The sequence below is a fragment of the Falsiroseomonas sp. HW251 genome, assembly GCF_050563545.1.
In the GTDB taxonomy this organism is placed as follows: domain Bacteria; phylum Pseudomonadota; class Alphaproteobacteria; order Acetobacterales; family Acetobacteraceae; genus Falsiroseomonas.
This window is the reverse complement of the sequence record NZ_JBNXUM010000029.1, coordinates 1-26849: the sequence shown is the minus strand read 5'-3', so window position 1 is coordinate 26849 and position 26849 is coordinate 1. Positions and strand designations below refer to the sequence as shown.

General features: G+C 72.1%; 24 protein-coding genes. 14 read left to right on the top strand and 10 right to left on the bottom strand.

Annotated features, from left to right (window positions below):
- The first annotated feature begins 7 nt into the window (after nt 1-7).
- The 5 genes from ACLF3M_RS27065 to ACLF3M_RS27045 all read left to right on the top strand — a co-directional run bounded on the left by ACLF3M_RS27065 (nt 8) and on the right by ACLF3M_RS27045 (nt 5711).
- Nucleotides 8-2299 (top strand): mechanosensitive ion channel domain-containing protein, encoded by a 2292-nt coding sequence (locus ACLF3M_RS27065; RefSeq protein WP_430660117.1) that lies wholly within the window; start codon nt 8-10, stop codon nt 2297-2299.
- A gap of 127 nt (nt 2300-2426) precedes the next feature.
- Nucleotides 2427-2708 (top strand): hypothetical protein, encoded by a 282-nt coding sequence (locus ACLF3M_RS27060; RefSeq protein WP_430660116.1) that lies wholly within the window; start codon nt 2427-2429, stop codon nt 2706-2708.
- Nucleotides 2709-2851: 143 nt separating this feature from the next.
- Nucleotides 2852-4276 (top strand): cytochrome ubiquinol oxidase subunit I, encoded by a 1425-nt coding sequence (locus ACLF3M_RS27055; protein ID WP_430660115.1) that lies wholly within the window; start codon nt 2852-2854, stop codon nt 4274-4276.
- Between the two features lie 5 nt (nt 4277-4281).
- Nucleotides 4282-5328, top strand: a complete 1047-nt coding sequence (gene cydB / locus ACLF3M_RS27050) for a cytochrome d ubiquinol oxidase subunit II (RefSeq protein WP_430660114.1) — start codon at nt 4282-4284, stop codon at nt 5326-5328.
- 140 nt (nt 5329-5468) lie between these two features.
- The gene (locus ACLF3M_RS27045) at nt 5469-5711 is read left to right on the top strand and encodes a hypothetical protein (RefSeq protein WP_430660113.1); all 243 of its coding nucleotides are present in this window, start codon (nt 5469-5471) and stop codon (nt 5709-5711) included.
- Between the two features lie 7 nt (nt 5712-5718).
- Here ACLF3M_RS27045 and ACLF3M_RS27040 read toward each other — a convergent pair whose 3' ends face one another.
- Nucleotides 5719-6354, bottom strand: a complete 636-nt coding sequence (locus tag ACLF3M_RS27040) for a glutathione S-transferase family protein (protein WP_430660112.1) — start codon at nt 6352-6354, stop codon at nt 5719-5721.
- 95 nt (nt 6355-6449) lie between these two features.
- Nucleotides 6450-8681, bottom strand: coding sequence for a primosomal protein N' (locus ACLF3M_RS27035; RefSeq protein WP_430660111.1), 2232 nt, complete (start codon nt 8679-8681; stop codon nt 6450-6452).
- Nucleotides 8682-8757: 76 nt separating this feature from the next.
- Between ACLF3M_RS27035 and fsa the strand changes: the two genes are divergently transcribed.
- From fsa to ACLF3M_RS27005, 6 genes are all read left to right on the top strand, one after another.
- Nucleotides 8758-9414 (top strand): fructose-6-phosphate aldolase, encoded by a 657-nt coding sequence (fsa, locus tag ACLF3M_RS27030; protein WP_430660110.1) that lies wholly within the window; start codon nt 8758-8760, stop codon nt 9412-9414.
- 29 nt (nt 9415-9443) lie between these two features.
- Entirely contained in the window at nt 9444-10085 is a 642-nt protein-coding gene (locus tag ACLF3M_RS27025; RefSeq protein WP_430660109.1) for a hypothetical protein, read from the top strand.
- 3 nt (nt 10086-10088) lie between these two features.
- On the top strand, nt 10089-11021 hold the full coding sequence (locus ACLF3M_RS27020; RefSeq protein ID WP_430660108.1) for a tyrosine recombinase XerC: 933 nt from the start codon (nt 10089-10091) through the stop codon (nt 11019-11021).
- A 162-nt stretch (nt 11022-11183) separates the two neighbouring features.
- The gene (locus tag ACLF3M_RS27015; RefSeq protein ID WP_430660107.1) at nt 11184-11405 is read left to right on the top strand and encodes a hypothetical protein; all 222 of its coding nucleotides are present in this window, start codon (nt 11184-11186) and stop codon (nt 11403-11405) included.
- A 182-nt stretch (nt 11406-11587) separates the two neighbouring features.
- Nucleotides 11588-12928: a glycosyltransferase family 61 protein gene (locus tag ACLF3M_RS27010; RefSeq protein ID WP_430660106.1), complete on the top strand. Its 1341-nt coding sequence runs from the start codon at nt 11588-11590 to the stop codon at nt 12926-12928.
- 64 nt (nt 12929-12992) lie between these two features.
- Nucleotides 12993-14330 carry a glycosyltransferase family 61 protein gene (locus ACLF3M_RS27005; protein ID WP_430660105.1) on the top strand — a complete coding sequence of 446 codons (1338 nt, stop codon included), beginning with the start codon at nt 12993-12995 and terminating at the stop codon, nt 14328-14330.
- A gap of 3 nt (nt 14331-14333) precedes the next feature.
- Here the strand turns inward: ACLF3M_RS27005 and ACLF3M_RS27000 are convergent, their stop codons facing one another.
- The 7 genes from ACLF3M_RS27000 to ACLF3M_RS26970 form a co-directional block, all read right to left on the bottom strand.
- Nucleotides 14334-14852 carry an NADH-quinone oxidoreductase subunit B family protein gene (locus tag ACLF3M_RS27000; RefSeq protein WP_430660104.1) on the bottom strand — a complete coding sequence of 173 codons (519 nt, stop codon included), beginning with the start codon at nt 14850-14852 and terminating at the stop codon, nt 14334-14336.
- An 8-nt stretch (nt 14853-14860) separates the two neighbouring features.
- On the bottom strand, nt 14861-15097 hold the full coding sequence (locus tag ACLF3M_RS26995; protein ID WP_430660103.1) for a hypothetical protein: 237 nt from the start codon (nt 15095-15097) through the stop codon (nt 14861-14863).
- Nucleotides 15098-15221: 124 nt separating this feature from the next.
- Nucleotides 15222-16733, bottom strand: coding sequence for an NADH-quinone oxidoreductase subunit C (locus tag ACLF3M_RS26990; RefSeq protein WP_430660102.1), 1512 nt, complete (start codon nt 16731-16733; stop codon nt 15222-15224).
- On the bottom strand, nt 16730-18184 hold the full coding sequence (locus ACLF3M_RS26985) for a hydrogenase 4 subunit F (RefSeq protein ID WP_430660101.1): 1455 nt from the start codon (nt 18182-18184) through the stop codon (nt 16730-16732). Before ACLF3M_RS26985 ends, ACLF3M_RS26990 begins: the two co-directional genes overlap by 4 nt.
- Before the next feature lie 115 nt (nt 18185-18299).
- Nucleotides 18300-18971 carry a hydrogenase-4 component E gene (locus ACLF3M_RS26980; protein WP_430660100.1) on the bottom strand — a complete coding sequence of 224 codons (672 nt, stop codon included), beginning with the start codon at nt 18969-18971 and terminating at the stop codon, nt 18300-18302.
- The gene (locus ACLF3M_RS26975; protein WP_430660099.1) at nt 18968-19927 is read right to left on the bottom strand and encodes a respiratory chain complex I subunit 1 family protein; all 960 of its coding nucleotides are present in this window, start codon (nt 19925-19927) and stop codon (nt 18968-18970) included. The genes ACLF3M_RS26980 and ACLF3M_RS26975 overlap by 4 nt, the downstream gene beginning before the upstream one ends.
- Entirely contained in the window at nt 19924-21960 is a 2037-nt protein-coding gene (locus ACLF3M_RS26970) for a proton-conducting transporter membrane subunit (protein ID WP_430660098.1), read from the bottom strand. The genes ACLF3M_RS26975 and ACLF3M_RS26970 overlap by 4 nt, the downstream gene beginning before the upstream one ends.
- A gap of 181 nt (nt 21961-22141) precedes the next feature.
- On the opposite strand from ACLF3M_RS26970, the gene ACLF3M_RS26965 reads away from it, so the two are divergent.
- From ACLF3M_RS26965 to ACLF3M_RS26955, 3 genes are all read left to right on the top strand, one after another.
- Complete coding sequence (locus ACLF3M_RS26965; protein ID WP_430660097.1) at nt 22142-22693, top strand: TRAP transporter small permease subunit; 552 nt, start codon at nt 22142-22144, stop codon at nt 22691-22693.
- 130 nt (nt 22694-22823) lie between these two features.
- Nucleotides 22824-24239, top strand: coding sequence for a TRAP transporter large permease (locus ACLF3M_RS26960; RefSeq protein WP_430660096.1), 1416 nt, complete (start codon nt 22824-22826; stop codon nt 24237-24239).
- Between the two features lie 67 nt (nt 24240-24306).
- The gene (locus ACLF3M_RS26955; protein ID WP_430660095.1) at nt 24307-24771 is read left to right on the top strand and encodes a TrmO family methyltransferase domain-containing protein; all 465 of its coding nucleotides are present in this window, start codon (nt 24307-24309) and stop codon (nt 24769-24771) included.
- A gap of 1 nt (nt 24772) precedes the next feature.
- Here ACLF3M_RS26955 and ACLF3M_RS26950 read toward each other — a convergent pair whose 3' ends face one another.
- Complete coding sequence (locus ACLF3M_RS26950; RefSeq protein WP_430660094.1) at nt 24773-26599, bottom strand: hypothetical protein; 1827 nt, start codon at nt 26597-26599, stop codon at nt 24773-24775.
- Nucleotides 26600-26849: the final 250 nt, after the last annotated feature.

The window sequence follows — 26849 nt, the reverse complement described above, 5'->3', positions numbered from 1 at the left end:
CCCGCCCATGCGCCTGTTCCGGCTGCTTGCCCTCCTGCTCCTCCTCGCCGCGCCCGCCCTGGCCCAGTCGCCCGCCCCCGCGGCCGGTGGCCCGGAGCTGCAGCGGCTGATCGAGGTGCTGCGCGACGACGCCCGCCGGGCGGAGCTGCTGCGGGCGCTGGAAGCCGCGCAGCGCACCCCGCCCGCCGCCGGGGCGCCTGCTGCCGCGCCGCCGGCTGACACCCCGCCCGGCCAGGCCGCCACCCCGCCCGCGACCGCGCCTGCCACGCCGGAGCTGCTGCCCGCCAATACGCTCGGCGCCCAGCTGCTGCGCGGCGCGCAGCAGCGCATCCAGGCGCTGTCCGACAGCCTGATCACCGCGGCGCAGGCGATCACCGACATCGACGGGATGGTCGTCTGGGCGGCCGGCGTGGTGCGCGACCCCGTCACGCAATACCGCGTGCGCGACGCCGCGATCTGGCTGGTGCTGCTGTTCGGCACCGGCCTGCTGGCGGAATGGATCTGCCGCCGCGCGCTGCGCCGCCCTGCCGAGAAGCTGGATGCGCTGGCGCCGGAACGCGGCGACGTCTGGACCTGGATGCGGCGCGTGCCGCTGGTGCTCGCGCGCTTCGTGCTGGACCTGCTGCCGCTCGGCGCCTTCGCCGTCATCTCCTACGGGATGATCGGCTATGTCCGGCCGATCGAGACGACCGAGCTGGTGCTGCTGGTCGCCAACAATTCCTACCTGGCGCTGCGCGCTGTGATGGCGGCGTCCCGCGCGCTGTTCTCGCCGGCATCGGCCCATCTGCGCCTGGTGCAGGTCGGCGACGAGACCGCGGCCTACATCACGGTCTGGGTGCGCCGCATCGCGGTCGTCGCGATCTCGGGCTACGCGCTGGCCGAGGCGATGTTGCTGTTCGGCCTGCCCTGGTCGGTCTACGACGCGATCCTGCGGCTCGACCTGCTGGTGGTCTCGCTGTTCCTGGTGATCGTGATCCTGCAGAACCGCGCGACGGTGGCCGAGGCGTTGCGCGCGCGGGAACCCGCGCCGGGCGAGCGGATCGAGGGCACGCGCCGCTTCCTGCGCGGGCTGCGCGACCGGCTGGCCGACATCTGGCACCTGCTGGCGATCCTCTGGCTCTTCGCGGCCTGGGGCGTCTGGGCGCTCGAGGTCCGCGACGGCTTCGAGCGACTGACCAAGGTCTCCGCCGCGACGGTGGTGGTGATCGGCATCGCCAAGCTGGTGGACCTGATCGTGCGCCGCGCGATCTCGAGCGGCTTCCGCATCGGGCCGGACATGGCACGCCGCTATCCCGGGCTGGAGGCGCGGGCGAACCGCTACCTGCCGGTGCTCAAGGGCTTCGCGAGTGCGCTGATCGGCTTCGTGGCCTTCCTGTTCCTGCTGGAGGCCTGGGGGCTGGAATCCTTCGCCTGGTTCGGCCGCGGGCAGCTCGGCGCCAGGCTGCTGGCCTCGCTCGTCTCGATGCTGCTGACCATCGTGGTCGCCGTCGCGGTGTGGGAGGTCGCGAACGCCGCGATCCAGCGGCATCTCAACAAGCTCTCGCGCGACGCGCAGGCCGCGCGATCGGCCCGCGTGCGCACCCTGCTGCCGATGCTGCGCACGGTGCTGTCGGGCACCATCATCGTCTTCGTCGCGCTGAACATCCTGACCGAGATCGGGGTGAACGTCGCGCCGCTGATCGCCGGCGCCGGCGTCGTGGGTCTCGCAATCGGCTTCGGGTCCCAGACGCTGGTGCGCGACGTCATCACCGGCGCCTTCCTGCTGTTCGAGGATGCGGTGGCGGTCGGCGACGTCGTCCAGCTCGGCGGCCTGTCCGGCGTGGTGGAGCAGCTTTCCATCCGCTCCATCAAGCTGCGCGCGCAGGACGGCAGCGTGCACATCATCCCCTTCGGCGCGGTCACGACCGTCACCAACATGACGCGCGATTTCGGCTTCGCCGTGCTCGACGTCAACGTCGCCTATGGCGAGGACACCGACCGCGTGGTGGAGGTGCTGAAGGAGATCGCGGCGGAGGTGCGCCAGGACGCCAAGTTCGGCCCGCAGATCCGCGACGACCTGGAGGTGCTGGGCGTGGAACGGCTGGCCGATTCCGGCGTGCTGATCCGCAGCCGCATCAAGACCGATCCCGCGGCGCGCTGGGCCGTCGGACGCGAGTTCAACCGCCGCATCAAGCAGCGCTTCGACCGGCTGGGGATCGAGATCCCCTATCCCCACCAGAAGCTCGTCATCGAAGGCGGGCAGAAGCATCCCATGCAGGACTTGGCCGAAGGCGCCGACGGGCCTAAGCTGGCGCCGTGACGACGATCCGGACCCTGACGGGGCGAATTACGCGCCCGGCCGCCTGACCCGCCTCCCGCTTCGGGATGCGGCCGTGCGTGGCCGGGATTTGCGAGCCCTTCCGTCAGCCCGATCCGGAGTTCCACCGATGTCCGATAGTCTCGACGAGCCGCTGGTCGCGGCGCGCTTCACCGTCACCGCCGACGTCTTCCCCGGCCTGCTCTCCCGCATCCTGGAACCCTTCGCGAAGCGCGACCTGGTCCCCGACAGCGTCCGCGCGACGCGGGACGGCGAGGCGATGCGCGCCGAGGTCTCGCTGGTCGCCATGCCGCTCGGCATGGTGCATCTCGTCGCGGGCAACCTCGGCCAGATCGTCGGCGTGCGGCGGGTGGAGGCGATGGAAGGCCGCATCGTGAGGCTGGCGGCGTAGCAGCCGACCCACCCCAGCCCTCTCCCGCCTGGCGGGAGAGGGGGCGGTTGCGACGGATCTCCCTCTCCGCCTTTCGTGACTCGCCCCCGCGCCATCCCGCGCGCTCTTGCATCGGGTTGACGACAACCGGCCGGAGCCGCGCCATGCTGACGGACGCTTTCCCGAGCGCGCTCGATCTCGCGCGGTTCCAGTTCGCCTTCACCGTCGTCTGGCACTTCCTCTTCCCCGCCTTCACCATCGGGCTAGCCTCCTACCTCGCAGTGCTGGAGGCGCTCTGGCTCGCCACCGGCCGCGCGATCTACATCGAGACCTTCCAATGGTGGCTGCGCGTCTTCGCGGTCGCCTTCGCCATGGGCGTCGTGTCGGGCATCGTCATGTCCTACCAGTTCGGCACGAACTGGTCGGTGCTGTCCGACCGCGCGGGACCGGTGATCGGTCCCCTGCTGGGCTACGAGGTGCTGACCGCCTTCTTCCTCGAAGCCGGCTTCCTCGGCGTGATGTTGTTCGGGCTGAAGCGGGTGGGCAAGCCGCTGCATTTCATCGCGACCTGCTGCGTCGCGATCGGCACGCTGATGTCCACCTTCTGGATCATCGCGGCGAATTCCTGGATGCAGACGCCGCAGGGGCACGAGGTCTCGCCCGACGGCCGCTTCCTGCCGCTGGACTGGTGGGCGGTGATCTTCAACCCGTCCTTCCCCTATCGCTTCGCCCATGTCGTCTCGGCGGCCTATCTCACCACCGCCTTCATCGTCGGCGCGGTCGGCGCCTGGCACCTGCTGCGCGACCGCGGCAATGCGCATGCGCGGCTGATGTTCTCCATGGCGATGTGGATGGCGCTGCTGGTGGCGCCCGCGCAGGTGCTGATCGGCGACGCGCACGGGCTGAACACGCTGGAACACCAGCCCGCCAAGGTCGCCGCGATGGAAGGCCATTGGGAGACGCGCCGCGGCGCGCCGCTGCTGCTGTTTGCCCTGCCCGACATGGCAGCCCAGGACAACGAGCTCGCCATCGGCATCCCGCGCCTCGGCAGCCTGATCCTCGGGCATAGCTTGGACGCGGAGATCCGTGGGCTGAAGGACTTCCCGGACGCCTATCCCACCAACGTCCCGCTCGTCTTCTTCGCCTTCCGCGTGATGGTGGGGCTCGGGCTGCTGATGGCCGCACTCGGCGTCGTCGCCTTCGTGCTGCGACTGCGCCGGCGGCTCTACACCACGGGATGGCTGCATCGCTGGGCGGTGGCGATGGGACCGTCCGGCCTGCTCGCCGTCAGCGCGGGCTGGATCGTGACGGAGGCCGGGCGGCAGCCCTTCACGGTCTATGGCCTGCTGCGCACGGCCGACAGCGTCTCGCCCATCGCGGCGCCGGCGGTCGCGACCTCGCTCGCGATGTTCGTCGTCGTCTATTTCGTCGTGTTCAGCGCGGGCATCTGGCTGCTGTTCCGGCTCTTCGCCGTCGCGCCGCATCCCGCCCAGGAAGGCCCGTCCGAGGGCGCGCCGATCCGCTCCGCAGGGATCACGCCGGGGCCGTCCCTTCCCGACCACCGCGTGCAACCCAGGCCGGCGGAGTGAGTATCATGGCGGATCTGGATCTTCCCCTGATCTGGGCGCTGCTGCTGGCGACCGCGGTGTTCCTCTATGTCGTGATGGACGGCTTCGACCTCGGCGTCGGCATCCTGTTCCCCTGGCTGGACCGCGAATCCCGCGACGTCGCGGTCTCCTCCATCGCGCCGGTCTGGGACGGCAACGAGACCTGGCTGGTGCTGGGCGGCGGCGGGCTGCTCGCCGTCTTCCCGCTGGCCTACGCGATCGTGCTGCCAGCGCTCTACATGCCGCTGATCGTCATGCTGCTCGCGCTGATCTTCCGCGGCGTCGCCTTCGAGATGCGCTTCCGGCAGGAGACCGAGGCAGGGCAGCGCGCCTGGGACCGCAGCTTCCAATGGGGCAGCACCCTCGCCGCCTTCTGCCAGGGCGTCGCGCTCGGCGGCTTCGTGCAGGGGATCGAGGTCGAGGGCCGTGCCTATGCGGGGGGCTGGTGGGACTGGCTGACGCCCTTCTCCGTGCTGACCGGCATCGGGCTGGTGATCGGCTACGGGCTGCTCGGCGCGACCTGGCTGGTCTGGAAGACCGAGGGCGCGTTGCACGAGCGCGCAAGAGGCCTGGCCGGCGTGCTGGCCTGGCTGACGCTGGCCGGCATCGCGGGGGTCAGCCTGGCGATGCCCTTCCTGCAGCCGGCCTTCCGCGCGCGCTGGTTCGGCCTGCCGCACATCCTCTTCGTCTGGATCGTGCCGGTGGCGGTGATCGCGCTGGCCGTCCTGCTGTTCCGCGCGCTGGCGGCGCCGCCGATCGAGGGCAAGCGCACCAGCCTGCTCTGGCGCGACGCGATTCCCTTCGGCTGCGCGCTCGGCCTTTTCCTGCTGTGCTATGCGGGGCTCGGGATCAGCCTGTGGCCGCACATCGTCCCGCCCGGGATCACCATCCACGACGCCGCGGCGCCGCCGGCGACGCAGGCCTTCCTGCTGGCCGGCGCGGCGGTGCTGGTGCCGCTGATCCTGATCTACACCGGCTTCGTCTACTGGATCTTCAGGGGCAAGGTGCGGGCGGGCGAGGGGTATCACCACTAATGCCGGCCGTGACGCGGCTTCTCTGGTTCGTCGGCCTCTGGGTCGCCGGCGTCGGCACACTCGCGGCGGTCGCGCTGGCGATCCGCCGCGCGCTCGGCATGTGATTGAATCGGGGCCGGCGCGGGGCCATCTGCGCGGCCATGATGTACCTGCTCGCGATCGCGGTGCCGCCGCTGGCGCTGATGCTCCAGGGCCGGCCCTTCCAGGCGGTGTTCAACTTCATCCTCTGGCTCGGGAGCCTGCTCTTCATCCTGCTGCCCTTCGTCGCGGGCCAGGCGGGCTGGCTGATCGCGGTGATCTGGGCGGTGGCGGTCACCTACAACCGCCGCCAGGACGCGCGCGACCGCCGCCTGATCCAGGACGCGCTCCGCCAGCGCGGCTGAACGCCGCTCAGCCCAGCTTCGGCCGCGTCTTCACGACGCTTTCGCGCGTGCTCATCCGCTTCCACCAGGCTTCGAGCTTCGGCCGCTGCGCGAAGGCGTCACGCCCGCTCGGCGCCATGAGGTAGTAGTCGAGCGGCGGCAGCACATGCAGGTCCGCGAGCGAGACCGCGTCGCCGCACATCGCGCCGTTCTCCATCAGGCGATGGATGACGTTCAGCACCTTCTCCGCGCCTTCCTTGCCGGCGGCGACGATGTCGGCATCGGGCGTGCCGCCCTGCATCGGCACGATAACCTCCTGCCAGAACACCTTCCCCACCATCGCGCCGTAGCCGTAGCTGTCGATGACGTCGCAGATCTGCGTCATCCGGGCGCGCGCCTTCACGTCGGCGGGCTGCAGCGACGGACCGGGGAAGGCCTCGTCCACGTAGCGGGTGATGGCGAAGGTCTCGAACAGGCCGAAGCCGTCATGCTCGAAGGCCGGCACCTTGCCCCAGGGCTGGCGCGCGAGGTGGGCGGGCTCGTGGCCCTTGCCCGTCAGGATGTCCACCTCCTGCAGCTCGTAGGAGACGCCCTTCTCCTCGAGCGCCAGGCGCGCGGTGCGGGCATAGGTGGAATAGGCGGGGCCGTGCAGGACGACGGGCATATGTGGGTCCTCCGGAGGGGGGGGAGCCTCATGGCCCCCTCCCAACCCTCCCCCGCGACAGCGGGGCAGGGCAAGAGCGAGTGCAGGGGAGGAAGCTACAGGAACCCCACGGGATCCACGTCCACCTGCACGCGCACGCTGTTGGGCAGGTCCACGCGGGCGATCCACTCCCGCAGCACGGGCTGCACCGGCACGTCGCGTCGCGCCTTCAGCAGCAGCCGCCGGCGGTGCCGGCCGCGCAGCAAGGCGAGCGGCGCCGGCGCGGGGCCCAGCACCTCGACCCCGGCGACGCGCGGCGCGGCGAGGCCGAGGTCGCGCGCGGCGCGGTCGGCCTCCTGCTCGTCCTCGGAACTGACGATCAGCGCGGCGAGCCGCCCGAAGGGCGGCCAGTGGCCGGGGCGGCGGCCCGCCGCCTCCTCCTCCATGAAGGCCGCGACGTCACCCGAGACGAGCGCGCGCATCACGGGATGATCCGGCGAGAACGTCTGCAGCAGCACCTTGCCCGGCGCCTCGGCGCGGCCGGCGCGGCCGCTGACCTGGTGCAGCAGTTGCAGCGTGCGCTCCGCCGCGCGCAGGTCGCCGCCGGCCAGGCCGAGATCGGCATCCACCACGCCGACCAGCGTCAGGTGCGGGAAATGCCAGCCCTTGGCGACGATCTGCGTGCCGATGATGAGGTCCACCTGCCGCGTCGCGATCGCCTCCGCCGCCGCCGTGGCGGCCGCCGGGCCGGGTATGGTGTCGGACGCCATGACGATCCGCCGCGCATCGGGGAAGAGCTGCTCGACCTCCTCCAGCACGCGCTCGACGCCCGGCCCCACCGGCGTCAGGCTGCCTTCCGCGTGGCATTCCGGGCAGAAGCGCGGGATCGGCTCGGCATGGCCGCAATGGTGGCATTGCAGGCGGCGCTGCGCGCGATGCTCCACCAGCCAGGCCGTGCAGTTCGGGCAGCGCATGCGGTGGCCGCAGACCCGGCAGAGCGTCAGCGGCGCATAGCCCCGCCGGTTCAGGAACAGCATCGCCTGCTCGCCGCGGGCCAGCGTGTCGCGCACCGCCTCGATCAGCGGCGGCGAGAGGAAGCGGCCGCGCTCGGGCGGCGTCTGGCGCAAATCGATCGCCTCCACCGCCGGCAGCCCCGCGCTGCCGTGGCGCTCGTGCAGGTGAAGGTGGTCGTAGCGGCCGGTCTCGGCATTCGTCAGCGTCTCGAGCGAAGGCGTCGCGCTGACCAACACGATCGCCGCCTGCGCCTGGCGCGCGCGCACCACCGCCATGTCGCGCGCGTGGTAGATCACGCCGTCCTCCTGCTTGAAGGCGGTCTCGTGCTCCTCGTCCACCACGACCAGGCCGAGGTCGGGGAAGGGCAGGAACAGCGCGGAGCGCGCGCCCACCAGCACGGGCGCCGCGCCTTCTGCCACCGCGCGCCAGGTGTCGCGGCGCGTGCGCGACGAGAGCTCGGAATGCCACAGCGCGGGATCCACGCCGAAGCGGCGCCGGAAGCGCTCCAGCCATTGCGCGGACAGCGCGATCTCCGGCAGCAGGACCAGCGCCTGACGGCCCTGCCGCAGGCATTCCGCGACAGCGTCGAGATAAACCTCGGTCTTGCCCGAGCCCGTGACGCCGGTCAGCAGCGTCACGTCGAAGTCGCGCTTCGCGACCTTGCCGCGGAGCGCCTCGGCCGCCGCGGCCTGGTCGGGTGCCAGCGTCGGGCCGGGATGGTCGGGATCGGGAAGCGGGAAGGCCGCGCCCTTCGGCAGCAGGCCGGGGATCAGCAGCCCCGCATCCGCCAGCCCGCGCACCACGCCGGGCGAGACGCCGGCGGCCTCCGCGAGCTCCGTCCCCGACCGCACCTCGCCCGGGCCGAGGATGTCCAGCACGCGCTGCCGCGCCGCGGTCAGCTTCAGCCCTTCCCGGATCGAGCCAGGGGCGATCTGCCAGCCCGCCTTGGCCGCCGGCGGCTCCAGCGCGGCCGGCGCGCTCATCGCCATGCGCAGCACCGCGCCTGGTGGCGAGAGCGTGTAGGTCGCCACCCATTCCACGAAGCGGCGCAGGCTCTCCGTCATCGGCGGCACGTCCAGCACGCCCGCGATCGGCTTGACCTTGCGCGCGGGCAGGTCGGGATCGGGCTCCCCGTCCCAGACCACGCCGATGGATTCCCGCGGGCCGAGCGGCACGACCACGAAGCTGCCCGGTGGCGCGTCCAGCCCCGCCGGCAGAGCATAGTCATAGGCGCCGGCCTGCAGCGGCAGGGGCAGCAGCACGCGCCGGCGTGGCGCCGGTGCAACGCCCGTGTGTTGGTTCGGTCCCAGCGACTTCCGCGTCAACTCAGCCATCCTGTATGCTCACTGCCGGTCGCCCTCCATGAAGAAGGGCCCCGCGCAGGGCGTTCCGCCCGGGACAGGATATAGGATGAAATTCTTCGTGGACACCGCCGAGGTGTCCGAAATCCGCGGCCTCGCCGATACCGGCCTGCTGGACGGCGTCACCACCAACCCGAGCCTCATCGCGAAGTCCGGCCGCCCCATGGCCGATGTGATCCGGGAGATCTGCTCGATCACGCCCGGCCCGGTCAGCGCCGAGGTCACTGCGACCGACTTCGAGACGATGCTGGCCGAGGGCCGGTACCTTCGCGACCTCGCGCCCAACGTCGCGGTCAAGGTGCCGCTGACCGAAGCCGGGCTGCGCACCTGCCGCGCGCTGGCCAATGAAGGCACGCCGGTGAATGTCACGCTTTGCTTCACGGCGGCGCAGGCGCTGCTGGCGGCCAAGGCGGGCGCCGCCTTCATTTCTCCGTTCGTGGGACGCCTCGACGACATTTCGACAGACGGAATCCAGTTGATTGCGGACATCGTCCAGATCTATCGGAACTACCCAGAGTTGAAGACGGAAGTTCTTGTGGCATCTGTTCGGCATCCGGTGCACTTGGTCCAGGCCGCGAAGCTTGGGGCGCATGTGGCCACACTGCCGCCACAGGTCATCCGTCAACTGCTCAAGCATCCGCTGACTGACAGCGGCCTGGCGGCCTTCCTGGCCGACTGGAAAAAGACAGGGCAATCCATCCTGTGAAGAACGCGGCCGTACCGATCCTCGACCCGATGGCCGAGGAGGTTGCGGCCTTCCTCGTTGCGAACCCGGATTTCCTGGCCCGCCGCCCGGAGCTGTATCGCGCGCTGACGCCGCCGCGACGCATCCATGGCGAGAACCTGGCCGACCACATGGCGGCCATGGTCGCCGCGGAACGCGCGCGGCTGCGCTCGATCGAGGACGAGATGCAATCGGCCCTCGCGGACGGGCGCGCCGGCGCGGGGCTGGCGCTGCGCGTGCGGCTCGCCGTGCTGGCGCTGATGCGGTCCCGCGACGTGGTGGAGACGGTCACGCAGGAATGGCCGCCCCTGCTGCGGGTGGACAGCTGCACCCTGCTCGCGGAGCCCCGCGCGGGGAAGCTGCATACCCTGCCGCGTCAGGGCTTCCGGCCGCTTCCCGAAGGCGCCGTCGCGCGCCTGGTCGGCCCGGGCCGCGAAGTGCGGATCCGCACCGAGGTGACGGAAGCCGAAACCCTGCACGCCGAGGCCGCGCCGCTGATCGCGCGCGACGCGCTGGTGAAGGTGCCGCTGTGGTCCGGCACGCCGAGCCTGCTCGTGCTCGGCGCCCGCGACGGGGCGGCGCTGCCCGCGCGGCAGTCCGCGCAGACCCTGGCCTTCCTGGGCCGCGCCATCGCGGCCGCGCTGACGCGGTAGCGCATGGACGGGGCAACCGCCCTCCTCGCCTGGCTCGAGATCCTGGCCCGCGAACGCCGCGCCAGCCCCAATACGATCGAGGCCTATCGCTCCGACCTCTCGCTGTTCCTCGGCTTCCTGACGCGCCACCTCGGCGAGGAACCCGATCTCGACGCCATCGCCGCGCTGCGTCCGGCCGACCTCCGCGGCTTCCTCGCCGACCGCGCGCGGGAGGGCGATTCCAACGCAACCCGTGCCAGGCGGCTGGCCGCCATCCGTGGCTTCCTCCGCCACCTCGCCCGCCGCCACCAGGGCAGCACGGCCGCGATCGCGGGGATGCGCGGCCCGCGCGCCAAGGCGCCGGTGCCGCGCGCGCTCTCGCCCGACGCGGCAAAGGATGTCGCGACCGGGATCGGCGCCGTGCACGACCCCGACCGCGCCATGCATCCCGCCATGCAGGCCGCGCGCGACGTCGCGCTGTTCACCCTGCTCTATGGCTGCGGGCTGCGGATCAGCGAGGCGCTCTCGCTCGACATCCGCGACGCGCCCCTGCCCGGCCAGGACGCCGCGCTGCGCATCCGCGGCAAGGGCGGCAAGGAACGCGTGGTCCCGGTGCTGCCCGCGGTGCGCCAGGCGATCGCGGCCTGGCTGCCGCACCACCCCTCGCCCGCGCCCGACCAGCCGCTTTTCGTCGGCGCGCGCGGTGCGCGGCTCGACCCCGCGGTGGCGCAGCGCAACCTGCGGAACTGGCGGCGCCTGGCGGGGCTGCCGGAACACGCGACGCCGCATGCGCTGCGCCATTCCTTCGCGACCCATCTGCTGGGCGGCGGCGCCGACCTGCGCGCGATCCAGGAGTTGCTGGGCCATGCCAGCCTTTCCACGACCCAGCGCTACACCAAGGTGGACGCCGCCGCGCTGCTCGAGACCTGGCGGAACGCGCATCCGCGCGCGGACTGACAGCCACCGGATCGGCACGTTGCCGCGCTCATTACGGCAATTTCAGCCCCGCCCCATCGCGGCGAGAGGGCGACCCGGGCAGTCTTTCAGCCTCTACGGCGTAGCCCCCCGGCGCCTTGGAAGATCGTGCAACCGACCAACCAATCCGGATCAGGACTCGCCATGACCAGTTTCCTTCGCGTGTCGCTTCTCGCTCTCGCTTTCGGGCTGCCGATGGTGGCAATCGCCCCCTCCGACGCGGAGGCGGCGCGCAACCGCTCCGGCACCACTACCGCCCAGGCGCAGGGCTCAAGCGGCGGCACGCATGCCCGTTCGTCGCGCAACCACCGGCAGACGGCGAATCGCACGCGCCGCACCCGCACCCAGACGCCGGCGCAGGGCTGAGTTTCTCCGCGGCGCTTCGGCGCCACGTGAATCGGCGACGGCCATTTCCCGGCAGGCCGCCGCCGACGAGGCCGGATCCCACGGGGTCCAGGCCCTTTCGGGCCGGTCGCCTCCTGGCGGCCGGCCCTTTCTTTTCTCCGCGCGGTACCGCTCGGCCTCGCATCGCTATGATGCGGTCCCGCATGTTTCCCTTCATCGAGCAGGCCCAGGCCTTCCTGACCGTGTCGCCGTCGGGCGGCCTCGTCCTGAAGCCCGCGCGCGAGTTGCGGGCCCGGTTCCTCCCCGGCCTCATCCGGCTGGAGCGCGATGGCGGCGCGGCGCGCCTCGTCACGCTGTCGGGCTCCGCGATCGCGGCGGGGCCGCGCGGTCTCCGGCCGCTGCCGGCGGGACGAATGCGGCCCGCCGCCCGCTGTCGCGTCACGCCGACGCAGGACGGCGCCGCCCTGTTGTCCTTCCGAGGTGCTTTCCTTGCCGCCGGGGCCGCGGGGCCGGTCGTGACGACCACGCCCGATGCCGCGGCGGCGCTGCGCTTCCGCCTCCTCGGCCCGCGGGCGGCCTTCCGCGCGGTCGAGGGCACCATCGTGCGGCTTCGCGGACAGCCTCGGCCCAACGGGCGCTTCCTGCGCTTCGCGCGCAACGCCTGGATCGGGGACGGTGCGGAGGAACTGCGCGACGCGCGCGTGCTCGCCCATGACTGGGTCGCCTTCACGCCCGGCGGCACCTGTCATCTGGCGCCGCATGGCTACAGCCGGCAGCGCCTGAGCCGCGACGTCGCCGCCTATCCCCTGCCCTCGCCAGGTCGGCTCGACGCGGCCGCCCTGCTCGGCGGCCACGACAACTACTACCACCACCTCGTCGACTTCATGGTGGACTGGTTCGACCTGCGCGGGCGGGTGCCGGACGGCATCCCCCTGCTGAGCGTGGCGCCGACGCAGCGCTTCCAAGCCGAGATCCTCGACGCCTTCGGCATCGCGGACCGCATCCGGCCGCTCGACGGGCTGAGCCTGACCCGCGTACGGCGGCTGATCGTGCCGCGATCCGCGGTCGTGCGCATGGGCGAGGTGCGGGATCCCGCGACGATCGAGGCGTGCCGCGCCTTCCTTGACGCGCGCATCGCGCCGCGCCTGGACGCCCCGCGCCGCCTCTTCGTCTCGCGCGCCGCGGCGGGCCGGCGGCGCGCGGCGAACGAGGCGCAGGCGATCGCGATCGCGCAACGCAGCGGCTTCCGCGCCGTCATGCTGGAGGAGTTGGGCTTCCTCGACCAGGTCGCGTTGTTCCGCCGCGCGGAGGCGGTGGCGGGCCTGCACGGCGCGGGCTTCGCCAACCTGATCTTCGCGCCGCCGGGCTGCCGCGTGATCGAGATCATGCCGACCGATCCCCAGCGGCCACCGCACTTCGCGAACCTCTCCGCCGGACTCGGCCTGGCGTTCCGTCGCGTGGACGCCGCGGGCGGCTTCCAGTCGAACGACCTCGCGATCGACCTGGCGGGCCTCGAGGCCGCGCTCGCGGCGCTGCCGGGCTGACGAAAGGCGCGGCGACGGCCGCAGTCGTTCCGCGCGTGGCTGCCCGATGCTAGATCGCGCGCGCATGGTCCCCTTCGCCGAGGATGCGCAGGCCTTCCTCCTCGCCGGCGGAAGCGGCTGCCCCGAACTCCTGCCCGCCGACCGCATCGGGAAGCAGGCCGTGTTGTCGCTGCTGCGCCTGGAGCGCAGCGGGGAGCATGGCGTGCTGGTTGCGCCCTCCGGCCATCGCGTCGTCGCACGGCCCGGGGGCCTTCGGCTGAGCCGACACCCGAACCCACCGCGCCTCGCGCATTGGCACGTCGCCGACCGGGGCGACGGCACGGTCGTCCTGTCGCTCGGCGGCGCCTTCCTGCGGGCGGACGCGGAAAGCCGCCTGGTCGCGGCAGGACCCGAAGCCTCCGCCCTCCGCTTCCGCCTGCTCGGCCCGCGGGAGGCGTTCCGGCGCGCGGAGTCGCGCATCGTCGGCAAGCACGGCGCGCCGCAGCCGAACGGCCGCTTCCTGCGCGTCCCGCTGCGGGAGACGCCGGGCGATGCGGACGTCCTGCGGGATGCGCGCGTCATCGCGCTGGACTGGCTCGCACTGATGCCCGGCCGGGCGCGCCGCGATGCGCCGGCGGACCACAACCGGATCCGCGTATGGCGCGGCACCATCGCCTATCCGATGCCGGAGTCTGGCTGGATCGCAACGGCCTGCCTGCTCGGCGGCAGTCCCAACTACTACCACCACCTCGTAGACTACATGCTGAACTGGTTCGATCTGCGCGATCGCGTTGACGCAGCGGTGCCGGTATTGACTCTGCCGCCGGCGCAGCGCTTCCAGGCGGAGATCCTCGACGCCTTCGGCCTCATGGCCCGCGTGCGGCCGGTCGCGCCGCTTGGCGCCGTACGCGTCCGCCGGCTGATCGTCCCGCGGCCCGCCGTGGTCGGGACCGGCGAGGTGCGCGACCGCGCCATCATCGAGGCCTGCCGCGCCTTCCTTGACACCCGGATCGCGCCGCGGCCGGACGCGCCGCGACGGATCTTCGTCTCCCGCGCCATGGCATCGCGGCGGCGCGCGTCGAACGAGTCGGCAGCGATCGCGATCGCCGCGCGCCATGGCTTCGCGCCCGTCGTGCTGGAGGGCATGGGCTTTCTCGACCAGGTCGCGCTGTTCCGCCGTGCGGAGGCGGTGGCCGGGCTGCATGGCGCCGGCTTCGCCAACCTGGTCTTCGCTCCGCCGGGCTGCCGGGTGATCGAGATCCTGCCGAGCGAGCCTTTGCGGCACGGCTATTTCGCCAACCTCGCCGCCGGCCTCGGCCTGCGCTTCGAGCGCGTCGCGGCCCGCGGCGCGTTCCACGCCGACGACCTCGAGATCGACCTCGCTGGCCTGCGGGCCGCGCTTGAGCGCGGCGTGGCCGGCTGAGCGCTACTTCTGCGCCTCCAGCAGCGACAGCAGGCCTTCCAGCAGCTGCGCCGGCGAAGGCGGGCAGCCCGGGATGACCAGATCCACCTGCAGCACGCTGCCGACGCCGGACTCCACGCCGTAGCTGCCCTTGAAGACGCCGCCATCCGCGGCGCAGTCGCCGGCGGCGACGATCCAGCAGGGCTCCGGCGTGCACTCCCGCGTGCGCTCCAGCGCCTCACGCATGTTGCGCGTGACGGGGCCGGTCACCAGCAGCACGTCGGCGTGCTTCGGGCTGGCCACGATGCGCAGGCCGAAGCGCTCCATGTCGTACAGCACGCCGGCCATCGCGTTGACTTCTAGCTCACAGCCGTTGCAGCTGCCGGCGTCCACTTCGCGGATGGAGAGGCTCCGGCCGAGCCGTGCGCGGGCCGTCGCTTCCAGCCGCTCGGCGAGCGCCTGCACGACCTCCTCCGGCGGCGCGGCGAGGCGATCCGTCAGCGGCTTCGAGACCAGGCGCTTCGCGAGCTTGGGCCAGAGCATGTCAGCGCCTATGCGGTCTTGGTGACACGGAGAAGGTCCACGCCCTCGGGGTCGCGCAGAACGAGCTCGGTGCCCGGCGCCACGCGCTCCGCGATCCAGCCGAGGTCGTCCAGCGCCTGCGCGCGCTCGTCATACGCCCAGTGCTCCACGACCTGTCGCCCCGGGCCGGGCTTCACCAGCGTGATGGTGAAAAGCCCGCTCGCGCCCGCGGCCTCGCCCGCCTTCGACGTGCCGCGGCCGCTCATGCTTTCGTGCTCTCAGGCGCCGGGCGGCTGCTCCGCGGCCTTTGCTCGCCGGACGGCCGGCGGACCGCGTTCGCGGCCTCGGCCACCTGCGGTGGCCGCAAGTCGTGCGCTACGACCGCACGCATCACAGGTCGACCCCGCTGTAGGAGCAATTGAAGCTCTTGTTGCACAGCGGGAAGTCCGCGACGATGTTGCCCTCGATCGCGGCCTCCAGCAGCGGCCACTGCAGCCAGGAGGCGTCGCGCGGGAAGACCGCGCGGATCAGGCCCCCGTCGTCGAGCGCCATCCAGGTCAGCACCTCGCCGCGGAAGGCCTCCACCGCCGCGATGCCCTCGCCGCCCTTCTGCGGCAGCGGCGCATGGACCTCGCCGGGCTCGAGCGCGGCCAGCAGCTGGCGGACCAGCGCGATGGAAGCCGGGATCTCGGCCGTGCGGATGCGCACGCGGGCGTCCACGTCGCCCTCGCTCAGCACGGGCATGTCGAGCGTGACGTGGTCATAGGGCGCGTGCGGCAGCGCGCGGCGGGCGTCGAACGCCCGGCCGGAGGCGCGGCCGACATGCCCGCCCGCGGCGAAGCGGGCGCATAGGTCGGGCGGCAGGATGCCGGTGCCGACGACGCGGTCCTGCAGGCTGGCGTGGCTGTCGTAGATCGTCAGCAGCGCCGGCATCTCCGCCTCGATCAGCGCCAATGCGGCGAGGATCGGGCCTTCCGCGCCCGGCGTGATGTCGCGCGACAGGCCGCCCGGGATGACGACGTCCATCATCAGCCGATGCCCGAAGGCCGCGGCATTGGCGCGCAGCACGCGCTCGCGCAGCACGCCGCAGCGCGCATGGGGGTACGCGAATGCCGCGTCGTTGCAGACGAAGCCCCAGTCGCCGACGTGGTTGGCGATGCGCTCGAGCTCCAGCATCGCCGCGCGCAGCAGCACCGCGCGCGGCGGCGCCGCGGTGCCGGTTGCGGATTCCGCGGCCAGCGCGAAGGCGAGGGAATGCGCGACGGTGCTGTCGCCGGAGATGCGCGCGGCGAAGCGGGCGGCGGCGCGCGGCGACTTGCCCGCCATCAGCGCGAGCGTGCCCTTGTGCGTGTAGCCCAGCAGCTGCTCGAGCCGCACGACCAGCTCGCCCTGCACGGTGAAGCGGAAATGGCCGGGCTCGATGACGCCGGCATGGACGGGGCCGACCGGGATCTGGTGCCAGCCCTCGCCCTCGATCGGCAGGAAGCTCGGCTGCAGCGGCGACGGGGGATCGCGCGGCGGCTTCGCGGCCATCGGCGCCGCGCCGGGCCAGCGGCCATGGTCGAGCCAGGGGCGGAGGTCCACCGCATCCTCCGCGACCAGGCCGAACAGGTCGCGGATCGCGCGTTCGAAGCGAACGGCGCCGGGGCGGGCGGGCGACAGCGCGGGATAGCTGCCCTCCGCCGGGCAACTCGCGAGCAGCAGGCCGCCATCCCCTTCGTCCAGGAAGGCCGCATGGACCATCGCGGGCTCCGCCCAGAGCGACAGCAGCGCAAGCGTCGGTTCCTGCGCCAGCGCCTCGCGCAGCGCGGCAAAGTTGGGGCGGGTCAGCAGGAAGCGCTCGAAGGGCTGGCAGCCCTGCGGCGCGCCGCGGCGGATGAGATCCGAAGCGACCCCGGTCATCCCAGCAGCCTAGCACCTTCGCGCAGCAGCGCGGTGAAGGCCGGCGGCGCGGCGAAGCCGAGCAGCGCGGCCAGCGCCAGGTGCAGCCAGATCGGCACCGTCGCCCACAGCAGCCCGCCGCGCACCGCGAAGGCGCCGCCGACGGGATTGTCGCGCGTCGGCTCGCCGAGGCAGAGCGCCTGCAGCGCGCGGACCAGCGCCGCCGTCGCGACCAGCAGACCGAGGCCGAGCGGCACGACCATCCAGGGGAAGCGCGACACCGCCTCGGCGACCAGCGAGAATTCCGACACGAAGAGCGCGAAGGGCGGCATGCCCGCCAGTCCCGCGATGCCGAGCGCGAGACCCCAGCCCAGCGCAGGATGGCTCGACGCCAGGCCGCCGATGTCGGTGACCTTCTGGCTGCCCTTGATCTCCGCCGCCGCGCCGACGGCGAAGAACACCGACGACTTCACCAGCGCATGGCCGAGCAGGTGCAGGATGCCCGCGAGGTTCGCGACCGCGCCGCCGATCCCGAAGGCGATGGCGGCGAGCCCGACATGCTCGATCGAACTCCAGGCAAACAGTCGCCGCGCGTCACGCCGCCGCCAAAGCGAGAAGGCCGCGAGCAGCAGCGACATCAGCCCGAAGCCGATCAGGAAGGGGCCGGCCGCCAGCGTCGCGGGATGCGCGGTGACGATGGATTCCGCGCGCATGATCGCGAGCAGCGCCGCGTTCAGCAGCAGCCCCGACAGCACCGCGCAGATCGGCAGCGGCCCCTCGGCCTCGGCGTCCGGCAGCCAGGAATGCAGCGGCACCAGCCCGGCCTTGGTGCCGTAGCCCACCAGCAGGAAGACGAAGGCGAGCGACAACAGCCCGGGATCGCAGCGCGGCGCCACCGCCTTCAGCGCCGCCCAGGACAGGCCGGGATCGCCGCTGCCCACCACCGGCTGCGCAGCGAGATAGAGCAGGATCGTTCCGAACAGCGCGAGCGCGATGCCGACGCCGCAGAGGATGAAGAACTTCCACGCGGCTTCCATCGCCGCCGGCGTGCCATGCGCACCGACCATGAGGACGGAGGCGAGCGTCGCGATCTCGATCGCCACCCACATCACGCCCATGTTGTCGGAAACGAGGGCCAGGAACTGCGCGCCCATGAAGACCTGGAAGGCGGTGTGGTAGGCGCGGATGCGGAGACTGTCGAAATGCTCGGCGTCCAGCGTGGCGGCGGAGAAGATCGCGGTGGTCAGCCCGACAAGCGCGGAGACCGCGACGAAGGGCAGGTTCAGCCCGTCGGTGCGCGTCCAGCCCTGCTCGCCGTGCTGATGACCGAGCAGCACGAGCGCAATGGCCAGCGAGACCGCTGATATGCCGATGTTGATGTAGCGCCCGATCCCGAAGCGCGGCGGCAGCAGCGCCAGCACGATGGCGCCGAGCCAGGGGAGGAAGACCAGGATCCAGGGCAGCGGCATCATCTATCTTGCGCCCTCAAGCGCCGGGCGCCGGCTTGGCTTCGCGGCACTTGCCGCGACGGCCATTCGGCCGCTCGGCTCGCTGCGCAAGCCGGTTCGCGCGCGTCAGGACGCGCGCTCATGTATCGCCCCTCTGCCGGTCCAGCACATGCGTGTCGAGCGTGTCGAGCTTGTCCCTGATCTGGAAGACGACCACGGCCGCGACGACCGCGACCATCAGCACCAGCGCGGCGGTCGAAAGCTCCACCACCAGCGGCATGCCCGCCACGCCGACCGCGCCCAGGATCAGCCCGTTCTCCAGGCTCAGCAGCCCGATCACCTGGCTGATCGCGTTGCGCCGCACGATCATCGCCAGCATGCCCAGCAGCACGACGGAGAGCGCGATGGTCAGGTCCACGCGCGCCACCGGCGTCGCCCCGCCCGCCGTGACCGGCAGCACCACCATGACGGACAGCCCGACCAGCCCGATCGCGGCGAGCAACGAGGCGCCGACGCCGATCGGCGGCTCCACCGCCTTATGCAGGCCGAGCCGCCCCACGACGAAGCGCAGCGCCACGGGGATCGCGATGGCCTTGGCGCCAAAGGCGATGGCGGCGGTCAGGAAGAGCTCCGGCGCGTGCTGGACATAGCCCTGCCAGGCCGCGGCGGCCGCCAGGAGCCCGCCCTGCACCGCGAAGGCGTTGATCACCGCACCGAGCCGCCGCTCGTAGAGCAGCACGAAGGACAGCAGCAGCACGCCGCCGCCCAGCAGATGCGAGACGTCGTAGGCAGGTGTGCCGAACCCGTTCACGCGAGCCTCGTCGACACGAAGAGCAGGATCGCGCCGAGCAGCCCGAGCAGCATCGCGATGCCCAGGAACTCCGGTACGCGGAACACCCGCATCTTGGCGATCGCGCTCTCGAAGGAGGCCAGCGCCAGGCACAGCACGCCCATCTTCACGACCCAGGCCACCAGGCCCGCGATCCAGCCCAGCGGTGCGAAGCCCGACGGCGCCGTGCCGAAAGGCACGAAGACCGCGGCGATCAGTGCGAGCCACAGGGTCAGCCGCAGCGCCGACGCCGCTTCCCACAGGGCGAGGTGCCGGCCGGAGGCTTCAAGGATCATCGCCTCGTGCACCATCGTCAGCTCGAGATGTGTCGCGGGGTTGTCCACGGGGATGCGCGCGTTCTCCGCCACCGCGACGGCGCAGAGCGAGATGAGCGCGAGAACCAGCGACACGCGCAGCCCGACCGAATTCTCCTGGAAGGTCGCCGCGATCACGTCCAGCGAGGTCGTCCCCGCGAGGATCGCGAAGCACAGCGCGGCGAGGATCAGCGCGGGCTCCGCCAGCGCCGCAAAGGACAGCTCGCGCGCCGCGCCCAGCCCGCCGAAGGCCGTGCCGACATCCAGCCCCGTCAGCGCGATCGCCACCCGCCCGACCGCGAGCAGCCCCGCGATCAGCACGAGATCCGCAAGCGGCGCCAATGCCATGCCGCGCGCGAAGCTCGGCACCAGCGCGATCGCCGCCACCGCCGCGCCGACCGCGACATAGGGCGCGCCGCGGCTGATCCAGGACGCGTTCTCCGCCAGCACCGGCCGCTTGCGCAGCAGCTTCGCGAGGTCCCGCCAGGGCTGCAGCGGCGAGGCGCCGATCCGCCCCATCATCCGCGCCTTCAGCCAGCGGATCACGCCGACGACGATCGGCGCCGCAAGCACCACCAGCGCGACATGCAGCAACTGAGCCAGGATGGCGCCGAGGGCGGTCACGCGCCGGACTCCAGCCACGCGATCAGCAGCAGCAGCGCCACCAGCGTCGCGAAGGGCAGCATCAGGCATTGCCGGATCGACAGGTCGCGCAACCGCTCCGTCCGCGCGATCACCGCGTCCCGCGCCACGGCCAACGGACCGATCAGCAGCGCGTCGGAAAGGTCGTGGAACCCTGCCTCGATCCGCGCCGCGGACACGTCGCCGGGAGGCGGCATCACCACGCCCTCATGCGCCGCCAGCACGGGCTGGCCGAGCATCCGCCGTAGCGGCTGCCCGAGCCCCGCGGCCGAGGGCTGGGTCAGCGGATCGCCGAAGGGCAGATGCGCAGGCGGCGAGGCGAAGCCGCAATCCCAGGCCGGGCCGCGCGCGCTCTCGGGCGCCGCCACCTTCGCCCCCGGGCCACGGCGCTTGACCACGGCCCAGGTGGCGACCCCGGCGGCGGCCAGCAGCAGCGCGAGCCCGACCGGCCAGTAGCTCGCCGCGCCATCGCCGACGGCGACGCCGAAGGCGCCGGCGCGCGCCTCCATGTCCGCGCGCACCAGCACCTGCTGCGCCGGCGCGCCGAGCGCCAGCAGCGCGCCCGGGATGAGCCCGAACACCGCCGTCAGCACCGCGGGGATCGCCAGCGCGATCTTCGCCGCGAGCGGCCCATCCTGGCCGCCGAGTGCCCGCGGCGCGCGCGGCCGCCCGAGGAAGACCAGCCCGAACATCCGCACCATCGCCGCCGCCGCCAGCGCCGCGGCCAGCGCCGCCAGCGCGGTCACCGCCAGCACCAGCAGCTGGAACGGCAGGTCGCCGACCCGCCAGGACGCCAGCAGCGCCTGCAGGAGCAGCCATTCGCCGGCGAAGCCCGACAGCGGCGGCAGGCTCGCCGCGGCGAGCGCGCCGACCAGCACGCAGGCCGCCGTCCAGGGCATCGAATGGATGAGCCCGCCCAGGCGATCGAGGCTGCGCGATCCCCCGCCATGCGCGACCTCGCCCATGCCGAGGAAGAGCAGCGACTTGAACACCGCATGGTTCAGCGCGTGCAGCAGCGCCGCCCCCGCCGCCAGCGCCGCCAGCGGCCCGAGATCGGCCGCCCTCAAACAGGCCGCAAGGCCGAGCCCGATCGCGACCAGCCCCACATTCTCGATCGTGGAGCAGGCGAGCAGCGTCTTGCCCTCCTCCTCGAGGTTCGCACGCAGCGCGCCGAGCGCAGCCGACGCCGCGCCGAGCACGATCAGCGGCACGCCCCACCACAGCGGCTGCGATGGGCCACACAGGTCCAGCAGCAGCCGCGCCGCGACATACAGCGCGACCTTCACCATCGCCGCCGACATCAGCGCCGAGACGTGGCTGGGCGCGGCAGGATGGGCGAGCGGCAGCCAGGCGTGCAGCGGCACCAGGCCGGCCTTCGACCCGGTTCCGGCGACGACCAGCGCAAGCACCAGCGCCGCGCGCCAGCCCTCCGGCGGGCGGGCGCGAATAGCGGCGAAGGACAGGTCGCCGGAGACCGCGAGCAGTCCCAACGCCGGCACCAGGCAGACCGCCGCCAGCGCCGCGAAGACGAGATAGAGCTGCGCCGCGCGGCGGTTCCCGGGCTTCGCATGATCGGCGGCGACCATGGCCCAGCTTGCCAGCGACATCGCCTCGAAGCCCAGCAGCATGGTCAGTCCGTCGGCGGCGATCAGGGTCAGCGCCATGCCCGCCAGGAACAGCGGATAGGCCGTGAGCACGCGCGCCGGCGCCGCACCCTCATGCCCGAGCGCGTACAGCGCCGAGGCTACGGCAGCCAGGCCCAGCAGCAGCAGGAACCAGGCGGACAGCCCGTCCAGCGCCACCATCATCGGCCCGGAAGGCGCCGACAACGGCAGCGGCATCGTCGCGGCTCCGCCCTCGGCCAGCGCCGCCAGTGCCACCGCGACGAAGACCGCCGCCGCCGCCAGCGCACCGCCATGCACGACCGCCGCGCCCCAGCTCAGCCGTGCCAGCGGCGGCGCGAGGAGGGCCAGCAGCACCAGGACGGCCAGCGCGGTCAGGAGGGCCGTCAGCACGGGCGGGAAGGCGCGGTCACGCCCGCCAGACTAGAGTCCGGCCCGCCCGGGCAGAAGGGGCTTGGCGGTTGAAGAACCGTCCATGATGGCGTGTCGGGGGGCTGCCGCTTCCCAAGCGCAGAACCCGGCGCTAAGTGGCGCGCTTCCGGGCCGGGAGCCCGCAGGGAACGCCAAGGGCAGCATGGCCCCTTTCCTCGCCTTCAGCCGCGCGGTGGACGCGATGAACACAGCCTTCGGCCGGGTTGCCGACTGGCTGGTGCTGCTCGCGTGCCTGCTGTCCGCCGGCAATGCCTTCCTGCGCTATGGCATCTCGCTCGGCTCCAACGGCGCGCTCGAGGCGCAGTGGTACATGTTCGCGGGCATGGTGATGCTCGGCGCGAGCTTCACCCTGTTCCGCAACGAGCATGTGCGGGTGGACCTGGTCTATGGCTCCCTCCCTTGGCGGGCGAAGCTCTGGGTGGACGTGCTGGGCCTCGCCTTCTTCCTGTTGCCGGCCATGGCGATGCTGGCGTGGATGACCTGGCCCTTCTTCGTGGAATCCTGGGTGCGGGCCGAGACCTCGTCCTCGCCGGGCGGGCTGCTGCGCTGGCCCGTGAAGGTGCTGATGCCGCTGGGCTTCGCCCTGATCACGGCGCAGGGCCTGTCGGAGCTGATCAAGCGCATCGCGCTCCTGCGCGGGATCGAGCTGCCGGCCGGGCGCATCCACGCGAACTACGAGCGGCCGGAGCAGTGATGGCCGGCCCGGACCTCTTTTTCGGCCGCCAAAGGCGGCCCGCGCACAGCGCAACACCAGTCCCAGGCGCGACAGCGCGTAGGCGCGAAAGCCAAGCCGCGGAGCGGCGCCGGCGCCTGAGGCAAGCTCCATGACCGGTCTTGAAGACATTATGCCGCCGATGATGTTCGGCGGGCTGGTCATCTTTCTGCTGATCGGCTTCCCCGCGGCCTTCTCGCTGGCGGCCGTCGGACTGTTCTTCGGCATCGCGGCGATCGAGCTCGGGCTCTTCCCGCAGGCCTATCTGCTCAACCTGCCGCTACGCGTCTTCAACATCCTCTCCAACGAGCTGCTGCTCGCGATCCCTTTCTTCACGCTGATGGGCGCGATCCTGGAACGCTGCGGCCTGGCGGAGGACCTGCTGGAAGGCAGCGGGCAGCTCTTCGGCAAGATCCCGGGCGGGCTCGCCTATGCCGTGATCATCGTCGGCGCGATCCTCGGCGCGATCACCGGCACGGTGGCCGCGAGCGTGATCGCGATGGGCATGATCAGCCTGCCGATCATGATGCGCTACGGCTACGACATGCGCATCGCGACAGGCGTGATCGCGGCGTCGGGCACCATCACGCAGCTCATCCCGCCCTCGCTGGTGCTGATCGTGCTCGGCGACCAGCTCGGCCAGAGCGTCGGCGACATGTATGCCGGCGCGATCGGCCCTTCGATCCTGCAGGTGCTGCTGTTCCTGGGCTTCATCGCGGCCGTCGCGGTCGTCGCGCCGCAGAAGGTCCCGCCCCTGCCGCCGGAGGCGCTGCTGCCGCGGGACTGGCGGCTCTGGTGGCGCGTCGCGAAGGGGATGGTGCCCTCGCTCGTGCTGATCTTCATGGTGCTCGGCACGATCTTCATGGGGCTGGCGACGCCGACGGAAGCGGGTGCGATGGGCGTGGTCGGCGCCTTCGCGCTGGCGGCGATGAACGGGCGGCTGTCCTGGCCGCTGGTGCGCCAGGCCATGGCGAACACCATGCGCATCACCGCGATGGTGATCTACATCCTGATCGGCGCGACGGTGTTCAGCCTGGTCTTCCAGGGCGTGGATGGCGGCATCTGGATCGAGCACCTGCTGTCCTACCTGCCGGGCGGCGCCACCGGATTCCTCGTCTTCGTCAACGTCTTCATCTTCTTCCTGGCGTTCTTCCTGGACTTCTTCGAGATCGCCTTCATTGTGATCCCGCTGCTCGTGCCGGTAGCGAAGAACCTCGGCATCGATCTCGTCTGGTTCGGCGTGCTGATCTGCATCAACCTGCAGACCAGCTTCATGCATCCGCCCTTCGGCTTCGCGCTGTTCTACCTCCGCGGCATCGCGCCGAAGGAGGTGCGGACGCGCGACATCTACTGGGGTGCGATCCCCTGGCTGTTCCTGCAGCTCGCGCTGGTGGCGGTCGTGATCTTCTGGCCGGAGAGCGTGACCTTCTTCACCCAGCACGGCCCGACGGTGGACCCCTCCACGGTCACGATCGACCTGCCGCCGCCGGTGATCCCCGACAACAACTCGGTGCCGGTGTTCCAGTGACGGATCCCGCCGGCCTCGCGCTGTTCATGGCCCGCGGTCGCTCTGAGTGTGCACGCCGCAGGCGGGCATGAGCAGCATCACGCTGCACCCCATCGGCCATGTCCGCGGTGGACGGACGGAGGTCGCCGACGATGGCTGGGACGCGGTGGAAGCCGAGATCGTGCTGGACCCCGCGCAGCTCGGCCCCGACGCCGCGCTCGGTCTCGACGCCTTCAGCCATGTCGTCGTGCTCTTCGTCTTCGACCGGCTCGATCCGACGACGCTGGAGCGCGGAGCGCGCCATCCCCGCGGGCGGCAGGACTGGCCGCGCATGGGCATCCTCGGCCAGCGCGGCTCGCCGCGGCCGAACCGGATCGGCGTCACGACCTGCCGGCTGCTCGGCGTCGCCGGGCTGACCTTGCGCGTGCGCGGGCTCGATGCGGTGGACGGCTCCCCGGTGCTCGACGTCAAGCCGCACATGACGGGCTTCGACCCCCGCGGCGCGATCCGCGAGCCCGATTGGGCGCGCGAGATCATGCAGGGCTACTGGTAGCTCAGCGCAGCGCCGCGCAATCGTAGCGATACACCTCGCCCGCCGGCCACTTCCCGCCGAGCAGGTTGGGCCCGCTCCGCGGCAGCGGGATCGTCCAACTCGCCGCCACCAGTCCCTCGATGCGGTCCGCCAGGACCAGGTAGTCCAGCCCCGTCTCGCTGCGGCAGATCGCTTCCAGATCGGCACGCGTCGCGGGCCTCTCAGCCGGCGTCATGTTGCCGGAGCAGGTGCCTTCGCGTCGCTGGAAGGCGAAGCGCTCGATCCGTTCCTGGTAGGCGATCGCGGTGCCGCGGAAGAACACCACGCCCGATCCCTGCACGCAGGAGAAGTAGGACGGCCGCTGCAGCCGGAACCACACGAGGTCGAGCCCGCCGTCCCAGAAGACGCCGCCCTCGCGCGGCAGGAAGGCTTCCAGGCTGCGCTGCTCCGCGCCCGGCGTCTCCACAAAGCGCGCCCAGGCCGTGCGCTGGTCGTGGCTGGCCAGCGCGATCATCGGCAGCAGGACGGCACCGGCCAGCATGGCGGCCGCCATCGCGCGCGGCCGGACGGGCGCGGTGGCGGCCGCCAGCAGCGCAACCGCGCCGGCAATCAGCAGCGTGCCCCGCGGCACGGTCCAGGGCAGTTCCTCGTATTGCGCGGCCTGCACCCAGACCGCGAGCACCAGTACCGCCAGTCCCCAGCCCAGCGACAGCACCAGCAGCGCCCGCATGCCGAGCAGCGCCAGGCGCGACGGCGCCGCGCGGCGCCGGTGCAGCAGCACCTGCCAGAACAGCAGCAGCCCCGGCAGCGGCAGCGCGATGAAGAGGCCCGGCGCGACATGCACGCCGACCATCAGGACGGTCAGCACGATGATCGTCGCGCGCTCCATCGGCCGCGCCCAGAAACCTTCGTCGCGCAGCCGCAGCATGGCCGGCACGAAGAGCAGGTTGCCCAGGCAAAGCATCGGCCAGACCGCGCGCCAGGGCTGGCCGGCGATGACGATGTGCAGCTTCGCGATGCCGCCGGCCAGGCCGCTCAGCAGCAGGCCGAGCAGCCCGACCACGAAGGCCGCGCCCAGCAGCGTCCGCGCCTGGCCCGTCAGTGCCAGCAGCAGCGTCACCGTCAGGATCAGCCGCCCGCCGAGCCTGGCATATTCCGCCGCCGACCACTCCGCCAGCATGGCGATCTGCACCGTGCCGCCGACGATCTCCGCCCACTCCGCATCCATCCGGCCGATGCGATCGAGCAATCCGTCGGGCAGCACGACCGGCAGGCAGGCCAGCAGCACGGCCAGCGCGACCAGCGCGCGGGTCAGGCGCGGCAGGCGCGACAGCCACAGCAGCGCCAGCACGCCCACCCCCGGCATCGCGATCAGCGGATGCAGCGACAGCGCCAGCAGCATCAGGAAGACCGGCAACACCCGGCGGCCGCGCAGCGCCAGGCCCCAGGCCGCCATCGTCGCGGCTTCCACCAGCGGGCGGGAGGTCACGAAGGGCTCGCCGTAGCGCAGCAGGGCCAGGTGCCCGAAGGCGTTCGGCAGCAGGATCAGCCCCGCCAGCGACCAGAGCCGCACGCGCGGATCGGGGATCAGCGCCGAAGCCAGCACCCACGCCCCGCAGAGCCACAGCGCCTGCTCGATCGCGAGCATCAGCGCATGCGCGGGCCCCGGCCCGAAGGCCTGGATCAGGGGACCATAGAGGCTCGAGAAGATGGTGAAGCGGTCCTGGCTGCCGAAGGCAAAGAACAGGTCGCGCGCGAAGGCGGCGGGATCGCCCCAGGCGATGGCCTGCGCGGTGTAGAGCTGCGAATCATGGACGATGCCGTGATAGGGCCGCGTCGCCAGCCACATCACCAGCAGCGCAAGGAGCGCGACCGGCTGGCTCAGCCTCGCCGCCGCGGTCCTGTCCGATACGCCGACGGGCAGGGCTCAGACCCGCGCCGGCACCATGCGCCCGCCCTGGTCGGGCGCGTCGCGGCTGGCTTCCTCGTGGTACTCAGCGTCCTGGTTGACGCGCCACACGTCGTAGATCTGCTGCCCCGCCAGGATGTTCCGCGCCGTCAGCATCGCGGTCATCATCGCGTGGTCCTGGTTGTTGTAC